The following is a 9,547-nucleotide window of genomic DNA, read 5'->3' as shown; positions in this document are numbered from 1 at the left end:
GCATTTAAGAAATTGTTTTTATGCAAAATCTCTTTTTTGTTTTCACAATTATCAAGATATAAATCTTTTAAATAAAGTTTAAGGTATTTGACTAAAAGCTCTAATGCTCTAAATATAAAAATTATTATTGGCTCATTTGAGATTTGCTTTACATTTAATAAAAATTGCGCTTTTAAATTATCAAAATCATACTTTATCAAAGGGCAAGGATGAGATGAAAAATCCTTATAAAATAAATCATATAAGCTAATTGCATTTATATCCAAAACCACCCCATCATCATTAACTAAAGCAAAAAACGGATATAGCTTACAAGCTAAAGGACGAAAAGTGCATAAGCCTTTATAAGAGCATTTGACAAAGCATAAAGTGATTGTTTTTTCGCATTTTAATTTGTAAGTAATACTTGCAACTAGACTTAGATTGGTTTTATCTTTAATGTATTCATACTCGCTTTTTAGCATAGGGATTATTACATTAAAGGGCTTATCTGCATTACAGCAATGCCCGTTGCAAGATTTGTAGCAATCTTTAAAATAAATTATTTCTAATTCTTCAAGCTTTTTGAAAAAACTCATCAATAAAAGGCGTTAAATCATTTTGCATAAAGAAAAAATGATTTCCATTAAAGGTAATTAGTTTTGAGTTTTTGATTAAACCTTGCATTTTATTTGCTATGCTAAGTGGTGTTGCAGTGTCGCTTTCGCCCCATAATAGCAAGGTTTTTGTGTTGATTTTGCTAATTTCATTTTGATAGTCTTCATCAACTACATTTTTAAAAGTTTCATACATAATAGGGCTTAGCGTAGCACCATCTTTACTAGCTAAAAATCTTCTTATATTTTTAAATCCTAATTTATTTAAGCATTTTGCAAGAAAGATTTTTAGCTTTACTTTAGGGCTTTTTGGTAGTTTTAGCCCAGCACTAGCACATAAAATCAACGCATCATAATCATTCTTACTAGCCATTAGACAAGCAATTTTGCCACCATAAGAATGACCTAGCAAAATATCAACTTTTATATCTAATGCTTTTATAAATTCATTTGTCAAATTAAGATAATCAATAGAGTTAAAAGCATAACTTGGCTCATCACTTCCACCAAATCCTGCAAAGTCTAAAAATATCATTTGCTTACAATGTTTGCTTAAAGATTTTGTGAAAAATTGCTCCATTAGTTCTTTATTAGCACCCCAGCCGTGCATTATTAAAGCTACTTTTTCTCCATTTCCTTGTCTTATTAGATAACTTAGCCCGAGATTTTTTATATTAATTCTTGCCATTTTTTTTGTCCTTATAAATAGCTTCTAAAATTACTAAAGCATTTTGTAATTTTTCATATTCGGCAAGGTTTAGCATAACACATTGGAATTTGTTGTTTTTTACTACGAAGACTTTTTTATTTCCTTCAATTTTTTTTAAAATTGCAGAAAAATTACGAACTACATCAGTAGCTGAAAATATCTCATCTTGGCTAAATTTCATATTTTTCCTTTTGTGATTTTAAATAATAAAGCAAAAACTAATCCAAAACCACATTCGCTAAAAATTAGCGAATGTTAGAGCTTTTATTATTTAAATCATATAGGTGTTTAGCCCAAATCGTAATTATACAAAATGCAAAAATTGAACTAAAAAATATCATTAAATTATATAGTTTTGCATCAAGATATAAGGCACATACAAATGCTATTGCAAATAAAATATAACTTGCTTTTTTATAATCAATGCTAAGGCAGATTGCTCCTATTAAATTAATTAATATTATTAACATTTGCTCTCCTTAAATTAATAATTAATCCTAAAATTATAAGTAATATAACAAAGTCAAACATCATTGTTATAAACACAAAACCACTAATACAAATATCAGATATTAATAATGCCAATAAAATAATTAAGCTAATTATCATTAGATTTTTAGTTTTATTTACAAAAATATAGCTAAGAATAATGCTTAATATAAAGCTTATTAAAAATGCAAATTGTTCTACTTGCATATTTTGAGTAAGTTTATTGGCGATAAAATAAATAGCAGTAGCATTTAAAGATGGATAAAACGCTGCATAAGCAATTGCTTTATAAAGTAGATTATCTTTATGTTTTTTACTAGCTAATAATAAAGCTTTGTATATAAATAAGCAAGTAAATATTCCACATAAAAATAAAATAAAATAAAGTTGAAAATCAGCAAACATAACTCTATGAATATTAAAAAATATTTCATAAATTGATGAAAATGCACTTAGTTTGCTTTCTTTTGGAGTTTGTTTTACATTAGCTTCGCTATCAAAAACATAGCTTTTATTACTTTTTGTATTAATTGATGGCATTACATTTTTATCATCATTTAAAGTAATTGCAAATTCTTTTGTGCTTTTATTTAAAACAATTGTTATATTTTTTGTATTTTCTAAATTATTAATAGCTTTGCTAATTAAATTTGTATCAAAAATAAAACTTTTATCACTATTTGTATTTGCGTTACTTGGTGTTTTTGCTTGTTTAGTGGTAGTTGTAGTAAATAATTTTTCTATATCTTTAATGTAATTTATGCCTATTCCACTAAGTGCTAAGATGAATAAAAATGAACCCACAAAAAGTCCAGCAACTATGTGAAAATCAAATAATCTTGCTAAATCATTTTTCACATTAATTTTATTGAAATTCTTTTTATTCCAAATCAAAATTCCACTTATATATAAAAATATTATCCCAGCTGCAAAAATACTAACAATTGCTTCTAAGAAATCTTTAAAACTACCATTAATAGGCAATAATTTATAATGAATGCTAGTTAAAAATTTAGCTCCTAAAGTGCTTGTTTTATTTAGTATATTTTCTCCATCAAAATAGCTTATATTACTTTTTCTTTCGCCTTTTGTTGAATTAGAATTATAATAATTAATCTCATATAAATTATTATAATAACTAGGAGTTTTGATAGATATAAAATCGTAATCTTTATATTTTTCTTGTGCGTAATTAATAGCACTACTTAATCCATTTATATCATTATTTAAGATAGTTTTGCTTTCGTGCAATTTTGGCTGCATATAAAAATCAATTTCATTTCTAAAATAACTAATGGTTCCAAAAAAGGTTATTATAAAAAGTAACCAACAAGCATAAATTCCAATGTAAGAATGTAATTTTCTAAGTGTTTTCATATCTTTCCTAATCTTAGGAATTTCAAATTGAAATTCCTATTGTTTTTAATCATCAAGCACGGTTTTTGTGATAGTTCCGTTATTGTCTATATAAACTTTATAATTGTTATTAAATTTTAGTTTATATCCGTTCCATTCTTTTTCAATTTCCATTAATTTCGCATTTTTTTGATTTTCTTTAGCAAGTTTTAAAACATCTTGCATAATGCTATCAGGAATTGGAGAGTATTTTCCATCTATTTCTTTAATATCTCCAGATTTAGAAAAATCAAGTTCAGTTCCATTGCTAAGTTTGATTTCATAAGAATCCCAATCTTTTTCAGCTTTAACTATATTTTCATTTGTAAAATGAGTTTTTACAAAGTCTTGAATGTTTTGTGGTAACTCATTTGGGTTAATATTTGTATCAGCTAATAAACAGCAACTAATTGCACCTAAAAATAAAAGTTTTTTCATACTTTACTCCTTAAAATGATTTGAAATTTGATATTATCAAAATATCGTAATTTTGATTATACCCCCCCCCGTGTTAATGATTAGCTTTAATTTTATTTAAATAAAAATACAAACTAAGAGCAAAGCAAAACATAATTAAACTCAAAATTTGACCCATAGATAGGCTTAATGCAATAAAGCCTAAATTAAAATCAGGTTCTCTAAAGAATTCACAAATAAATCTAGCTACCCCATACGACATTGCATAAATACAGATTAATTGCCCGTTAAACTTTATTCTCTTTGAAAAAATGTAAATGATAATGAAAATTATTAAACCTTCAGCGAATGCTTCATATAATTGGCTAGGGTGTCTTAAGGTATCTCCTACATAAACGCCCCAAGCTACATCAGTTGTTCTGCCAAATAGTTCGTGATTTAAAAAGTTTCCAATTCTTCCAAATATATACCCTAATGGCACTGATAATGCTACTAAATCAAGTATTTTAAACATATTTTTTTTATATTTTTTAGAATAAAGATAAGTTGTAATTAATGCACCAACTAATGCTCCGTGATAGCTCATTCCAGCAATTCCTACAAATTCGCCATTTACAAATGGATTAAACATCTGCCAAGGATTGCTTAAATAATATAATCTATCGTCGCTATAAACTAAAATATATCCTATCCTAGCTCCTAAGATTATGCCTATTTCTATCCAAACGAAATAATTTTCTATTTCTTTTTTGCTAAAGCCAAAGCGTGGAGCAAATTTTTGTCCTATAAATAATGCAATAAGCAGTGCTAGTATGTAGCAAAGTGCGTAATAATGTATTTTAAACATTCCTATGCTAAATGCAACTCTATTGGTATTTTCATAAAAATGTTGCCAAAATTCAAGCATTATTATCCTTTTTTAGAATTTCAAAATATATTAAAAACCACTTAGTTTTTTGCAAGATATTTGATTACCTAAATTACAAGATTTTTCTAAGAATTTTTTACTTAATTTAAATTTACCCATATTTAAATAAGCATTAGCTCCAGCAAAACAAGCTTCTTCATAGCCTTTATTGCAAGTTTGCTCTAAAAGATTGAATGCTTTTTTTGTGTCATTATTTTCTAAATGCACACTTGCTTCAAATATGCAAGCATTAAAGAAATTTTTGTTGCAAGCAATGTGAGCGTATTTAATAGCGTTTTCTTTATCTAAAAATCCTTTATAATATCTAGCAGTTGCATAACAAGAGTTTTGATTATTTTCGTTATCGCATTGAGCTTTTATGATTTTTAGTGCTTTTGTTGAGTTTTGTTCGTAATTTAATACAAGCTTGGTGCAAGCTAATTCAAAATGATTTTGACAAGCAAGTCTTAAGGCATTAAAAATCGTATAATCATCATCACTAAAAGTAGAAATTGTATAACAAGCTGCCATATTTTTTGCCTTGCATTCATCGTTTATATAGTCTTTTGCTTCTTTTATGTAAGTTATTTTATTTATATTATTTGCTTCATCACAGCCTTTAAAATCATTATTACTACAAGCACTAATTTTTGATAAATATTCATTAACTTTTGCTAAATCAAGAGCGATTTGTGCTTCATTTGCATAAACAAATATTGAAAATATAAGTATTATTAATTTTTTCATATTTACTCCTTAAGGTTTTAGTGTATTGAATTTTAGATAATTTTAATGATTTTTTCTAAAAAAATAAAATATTTAAGGAAAATTTCAGAATATTTTAGGTTGAATAACGCAAATATTTTACAAAAGGAGTTTTTAAATGAGTGTTTTATCATTTGTCTTAACAAACAATTTATTTACAAGCTTCTTCTTCCATCATGCCTTAGGGCATTGAGACTTCATAATACTTTTTTATCATATTATTTTTTATATTTTAAACATTTAAACAAAATTAATTTAAAGGAAAATTTATGTTAACAAACCCTGTTTTAATAAGCGTTTTTATAATGCTTGGACTATGTCTATTAAGATTTAATGTATTTTTAGCTATTTTAGTTTCTGGACTAATAGCAGGACTTATGAGTGTTAGTTTTGATGATAATATTTTAGTAGTATTAAAAAATATTATGAATACATTCATAAGTGGTATGAGTGGCAATTTGCAAACCTCACTTAGCTATGTTTTAGTAGGTGCTTTAGCAGTTGCTGTATCTAGGACTAATTTAACTGCTTATTTAGTTAATTTTATTAGTAAAAAGATGTCAGATAAAAGAATTTTATTGCTATTTTCTTTAGCTATAATTTCAAGCTTTTCTCAGAATTTAATTCCAATTCACGTAGCATTTATTCCGATTTTAATCCCACCAATGCTAAGTCTATTTAATAAGCTGAAAATTGACAGGCGTGCTGTAGCTTGTGCGGTAACATTTGGGCTTACAACGCCTTATATGACTTTACCTGTGGGATTTGGTCTTATATTCCAAGATATAATTACTCAATCGTTAAATGATAATGGAGTAAAAGTTACTCAAAGTGATGTTGCTGGTGTTGTTTGGCTTATGTTTTTTATAATGTTTTTTGGTCTTCTTGCTTCATTTATTTATTATAGAAAACCTAAAGCATATCAAGAGCTTGAAACAAAATATGAAAACTTAGATAATATTAGTTTTGGTAAAAAAGAACTAATGGTAATGATAGGTTTATTAATTACTTTAACTACTCAAATACTTGTTGGTTCTTTACCGCTTTCGGCTTTACTTGGCTTTTTATTTATTTGTGTAAGCGGTGGAGTTGAGTATAAAAAAATTGATGAAGTGTTTTTGGGTGGATTTTCTTTAATGGGTTATGTAGCGTTTATTATGCTAATTGCTTGTGGTTTTGGAGCTGTTTTACAAAGCACAGGAGCTATTAAAGAAATAGTTGATTTTACTTTAAGTATTACTACTAATAAATTAATAATAGCGTTTGGAATGATGTGTATAGGATTATTAATTACTCTTGGAATTGGAAGTTCGTTTGGAACGGTTCCTATTATTGCTACTTTATTTGTGCCAATTTGCACGGCTTTAGGTTTTAGTGCTGAAAGTATTATTTTCATCATTGCTTGTGCTGGTGCAGTTGGAGACACAGGTAGCCCTGCTAGTGAAGCAACTTTAGGAATTACCGTTGGGCTTAATGCTGATAATCAAAGTGATCACATAAAAGATGTATGTATCCCTACATTTATATTCTATAATATACCTTTAGTAGTAGGTGGTGCTTTAATAGCTTATTATTTATAATTTGCCTTATTTTAGGCAAGTTATTTTAAACAACTGCTTTTGCGGTTGTTTATTTTTAAATATATTAATCTTATAAATTTATATAATTTTGCTAATGATTTAAATTCCACAAGAAAAAACATTAAAACATATTTTATAAAAAGAATAATCAAAAAAGAATAATTAAAATGGTGACCCCGATTGGACTTGAACCAACGACTTTTACCATGTCAAGGTAACACTCTACCACTGAGTTACGGGGTCATTGTGTATAATTTTAGCAATATTTTGTGAATAAATTATTTTTTTCTTGACATTTTAAAAAAGTTAATATATAATGCGACCTTTCTTATAAAACATTTTCGGGGTGTAGCGCAGTCTGGTTAGCGCACTTGGTTTGGGACCAAGGGGCCGAAGGTTCGAATCCTTTCACCCCGACCACTTCTTTATTATTTCATTTATGGTGAGTGTAGCTCAGTCGGTTAGAGCATCAGATTGTGGTCCTGAGGGTCGTGGGTTCGATTCCCATCACTCACCCCACTTTTTTAAAAAATCATATTTTAGTTTTGTTGCGTTAGTAGCTCAATGGATAGAGCAACAGACTTCGGATCTGTAGGTTGTGGGTTCGACTCCTACCTAGCGTACCACTTTGTATTTTTTCGCTAATTATCATTAAATATCTAAAGAGTATTTTTACCCCTTAAATACGATGTTTTAGCCTTGTTTGTTTAATTACTTATCTTATCACTAATTATCATTAAATATCTAAATGGTATAATTTTTTGGGAACAAGTTTTGGGAACACTTGGGATTTTTACAAAAAATCACTTGGGAACAATCATAAAAAAGGGGTAAGCATTGACAAATAAGCAAATACAAGCATTAAAGCCTAAAAATAAAAGATATAAAGTAAGTGTTTATAATAATATTTATATTTATGTGGGAACTAATGGGAACAAAACTTTTTATTATAGATACAATGAGAACGGCAAGGACAAAATCAAAAAGCTAAATGATTTTAATATAAGCTATGGAATAGAACAAGCGATAAGTGATTATAAAACTTTGGCTGATAGTTTAGCAAGTGGGATAATGAATACTAGTAAAACACTAGATACTTTATTTAATGAGTTTTTAGCAAGTAAAGAAAAGGCTGTAACTGATAAAACTTACAAAAGATACATAAGTACTTTTAGAATATTTGATATTTTAAAAAATATTAATATAGTTGATTTAAAAGCTTTGCAAATCATAGAGTGCTTAAAGTCTTGCGATAAACAAGAAACTTCATATCGTGCCTTTGCTTTGATTAATCAATTATATGAGTTTGCTATTTGTAACGGCGATGAGGTAGTAAGCCCATTAGCTAAAGTAAAGCCTAGTGTATTACTTGGTAAAAAAGAAGTGAAAAATCACGCAACGCTTACTAATGATGATGATTTAAAAAGGCTTTTTAATATAATACGCACTGCTAACTCAAATCCATTATATAAATATGCTTTAATTTTACAATCTTTAACTGCTTTAAGAACGCAAAACATTAGGGCAATGCGTTGGGAGTGGGTTAATTTTGATGATGGTGTTTTAGCAATTCCTAGCGAACAAATGAAAATGAAAAAACCTTTTTACTTGCCCTTAAACTCTCAAGCTTTGAAGATACTAAATACTCTAAAAACTATCTTTAAAAGCGATGATGAGTGGGTGTTTCCTAGCCGAACGAATAAAAAAGACCCCTACATTAGCGATAATACTTTAAGAATGATTTTACGTCGTGGTGGCATTACAAACGATGAATTCACGCCCCACGGATTTCGTGCAATGTTTAGTACGATAGCTAACGATAATAATTATTCAAGCGAGATTATAGAGCTTTGCCTAGCTCATACAATAGGCGGCGTTCGTGGTGTGTATGATAGAAGCCATAAGCTAGAAGCTAAGCGTGAGTTAATGCAATGGTGGGGCGATTATTTAGAGAAGTTTATTAAGGATTTTCTATGAATTACGATGAGTGGAATGAAGTAAAAAAGGCGATTAATAATAAAGATTTTGTAAGTAATGCAAAAATAGGTAAAGTTTATTGGGTCAATGTAGGTTTAAATATAGGTTGTGAGATTTATGGTAAAGGAGATAATTTTAAGCGACCTGTGTTGGTATTAAATACTTTTTACATTAGTAACAATAAAGCCTTTTTAGGCGTTCCTCTAAGTTCAAAAACAAGCAAGGCAAATAAGCATAAAATTATAATAATTGATAAAAATAAAACTGAACAAGCCTTATTACTAAATCAAATAAGGATATTTGATAATAAAAGAATTATAAGTTTGTCAAGTATCAAAATAACGAATGAAGATTTTTGTAAAATTGTAGAAAAAATTAATAAAGAAGTTATCCCACGAACTAGCGTGGGAACCCATTAAGGGCGTAAGCTTTGTAGCTCGTTAAAGTTATCATATCATTAAAATATTAATAAAAGTATTACAAATAAGAAAACTCCTAAAATGCTTAAGTAGTAAGGATTTTAGCGTTTTGATGGGCTTATAATGAATGAAGTAGCATTATAAAAATTTTCAAAAATCCGGAGTATGCAAGTAGCGACCCCCATCATTTAGTTTGGGCTAGGAAGAACCTAACCCAACTGACCCATTTTATATTTTTACTCAAGGCTAGGAAGTATGCGAGTAGCGACCCGTAAAAGCTAAAAAGCCCTAGT

11 protein-coding genes and 4 tRNA genes are annotated in these 9,547 nt (G+C 28.1%); 6 read left to right on the top strand and 9 right to left on the bottom strand.

Annotated elements, in window-relative coordinates; all coding sequences use genetic code 11:
• From KJQ99_RS07710 to KJQ99_RS07675, 8 genes are all read right to left on the bottom strand, one after another.
• Positions 1 to 578, bottom strand: a 578-nt coding sequence (locus KJQ99_RS07710; RefSeq protein WP_214150451.1) for a hypothetical protein, incomplete at its 3' end; no start/stop codon positions are given.
• Positions 556 to 1,284 (bottom strand): alpha/beta fold hydrolase, encoded by a 729-nt coding sequence (locus KJQ99_RS07705; protein WP_214150450.1) that lies wholly within the window; start codon positions 1,282 to 1,284, stop codon positions 556 to 558. The genes KJQ99_RS07705 and KJQ99_RS07710, both read right to left, overlap by 23 nt.
• Positions 1,271 to 1,486 carry a type II toxin-antitoxin system Phd/YefM family antitoxin gene (locus tag KJQ99_RS07700; protein WP_214117422.1) on the bottom strand — a complete coding sequence of 72 codons (216 nt, stop codon included), beginning with the start codon at positions 1,484 to 1,486 and terminating at the stop codon, positions 1,271 to 1,273. The genes KJQ99_RS07705 and KJQ99_RS07700 overlap by 14 nt, the downstream gene beginning before the upstream one ends.
• Before the next feature lie 64 nt (positions 1,487 to 1,550).
• Positions 1,551 to 1,775, bottom strand: a complete 225-nt coding sequence (locus tag KJQ99_RS07695; protein WP_214117421.1) for a hypothetical protein — start codon at positions 1,773 to 1,775, stop codon at positions 1,551 to 1,553.
• Positions 1,756 to 3,171 (bottom strand): PepSY-associated TM helix domain-containing protein, encoded by a 1,416-nt coding sequence (locus KJQ99_RS07690; protein ID WP_214117420.1) that lies wholly within the window; start codon positions 3,169 to 3,171, stop codon positions 1,756 to 1,758. Before KJQ99_RS07690 ends, KJQ99_RS07695 begins: the two co-directional genes overlap by 20 nt.
• A gap of 45 nt (positions 3,172 to 3,216) precedes the next feature.
• Positions 3,217 to 3,627 (bottom strand): PepSY-like domain-containing protein, encoded by a 411-nt coding sequence (locus KJQ99_RS07685; RefSeq protein ID WP_214150449.1) that lies wholly within the window; start codon positions 3,625 to 3,627, stop codon positions 3,217 to 3,219.
• Between the two features lie 73 nt (positions 3,628 to 3,700).
• Positions 3,701 to 4,513, bottom strand: coding sequence for a prolipoprotein diacylglyceryl transferase (lgt, locus tag KJQ99_RS07680; RefSeq protein ID WP_214150448.1), 813 nt, complete (start codon positions 4,511 to 4,513; stop codon positions 3,701 to 3,703).
• Between the two features lie 30 nt (positions 4,514 to 4,543).
• Complete coding sequence (locus KJQ99_RS07675) at positions 4,544 to 5,260, bottom strand: SEL1-like repeat protein (protein ID WP_214120257.1); 717 nt, start codon at positions 5,258 to 5,260, stop codon at positions 4,544 to 4,546.
• A 287-nt stretch (positions 5,261 to 5,547) separates the two neighbouring features.
• Between KJQ99_RS07675 and KJQ99_RS07670 the strand changes: the two genes are divergently transcribed.
• Positions 5,548 to 6,858: a Na+/H+ antiporter NhaC family protein gene (locus tag KJQ99_RS07670; protein ID WP_214117416.1), complete on the top strand. Its 1,311-nt coding sequence runs from the start codon at positions 5,548 to 5,550 to the stop codon at positions 6,856 to 6,858.
• Positions 6,859 to 7,026: 168 nt separating this feature from the next.
• Here KJQ99_RS07670 and KJQ99_RS07665 read toward each other — a convergent pair.
• A tRNA-Val gene (locus KJQ99_RS07665) sits at positions 7,027 to 7,101 on the bottom strand.
• 99 nt (positions 7,102 to 7,200) lie between these two features.
• Here KJQ99_RS07665 and KJQ99_RS07660 point away from each other — a divergent pair.
• From KJQ99_RS07660 to KJQ99_RS07640, 5 genes are all read left to right on the top strand, one after another.
• Positions 7,201 to 7,278 (top strand) — tRNA-Pro (locus KJQ99_RS07660).
• 22 nt (positions 7,279 to 7,300) lie between these two features.
• Positions 7,301 to 7,377 (top strand) — tRNA-His (locus KJQ99_RS07655).
• A gap of 31 nt (positions 7,378 to 7,408) precedes the next feature.
• A tRNA-Arg gene (locus KJQ99_RS07650) sits at positions 7,409 to 7,484 on the top strand.
• A 211-nt stretch (positions 7,485 to 7,695) separates the two neighbouring features.
• The gene (locus tag KJQ99_RS07645; RefSeq protein ID WP_214150447.1) at positions 7,696 to 8,835 is read left to right on the top strand and encodes a tyrosine-type recombinase/integrase; all 1,140 of its coding nucleotides are present in this window, start codon (positions 7,696 to 7,698) and stop codon (positions 8,833 to 8,835) included.
• On the top strand, positions 8,832 to 9,254 hold the full coding sequence (locus tag KJQ99_RS07640) for a type II toxin-antitoxin system PemK/MazF family toxin (protein ID WP_214150446.1): 423 nt from the start codon (positions 8,832 to 8,834) through the stop codon (positions 9,252 to 9,254). Before KJQ99_RS07645 ends, KJQ99_RS07640 begins: the two co-directional genes overlap by 4 nt.
• Positions 9,255 to 9,547: the final 293 nt, after the last annotated feature.

The sequence above is a fragment of the Campylobacter sp. 2018MI13 genome, from assembly GCF_018501135.1.
Lineage (GTDB): Bacteria > Campylobacterota > Campylobacteria > Campylobacterales > Campylobacteraceae > Campylobacter_E.
The sequence above is the reverse complement of the archived record's forward strand: the minus strand, read 5'-3'. Positions and strand labels throughout refer to the sequence as shown.

Excerpts from the sequence above, each read along its gene's own strand:
- KJQ99_RS07695 (WP_214117421.1), bottom strand. The coding sequence starts at position 1,775 with ATGTTAATAATATTAATTAATTTAATAGGAGCAATCTGCCTTAGCATT.
- KJQ99_RS07640 (WP_214150446.1), top strand. The coding sequence starts at position 8,832 with ATGAATTACGATGAGTGGAATGAAGTAAAAAAGGCGATTAATAATAAA.
- KJQ99_RS07675 (WP_214120257.1), bottom strand. The coding sequence starts at position 5,260 with ATGAAAAAATTAATAATACTTATATTTTCAATATTTGTTTATGCAAAT.
- KJQ99_RS07705 (WP_214150450.1), bottom strand. The coding sequence starts at position 1,284 with ATGGCAAGAATTAATATAAAAAATCTCGGGCTAAGTTATCTAATAAGA.
- KJQ99_RS07670 (WP_214117416.1), top strand. The coding sequence starts at position 5,548 with ATGTTAACAAACCCTGTTTTAATAAGCGTTTTTATAATGCTTGGACTA.
- KJQ99_RS07700 (WP_214117422.1), bottom strand. The coding sequence starts at position 1,486 with ATGAAATTTAGCCAAGATGAGATATTTTCAGCTACTGATGTAGTTCGT.
- KJQ99_RS07685 (WP_214150449.1), bottom strand. The coding sequence starts at position 3,627 with ATGAAAAAACTTTTATTTTTAGGTGCAATTAGTTGCTGTTTATTAGCT.
- lgt (WP_214150448.1), bottom strand. The coding sequence starts at position 4,513 with ATGCTTGAATTTTGGCAACATTTTTATGAAAATACCAATAGAGTTGCA.
- KJQ99_RS07690 (WP_214117420.1), bottom strand. The coding sequence starts at position 3,171 with ATGAAAACACTTAGAAAATTACATTCTTACATTGGAATTTATGCTTGT.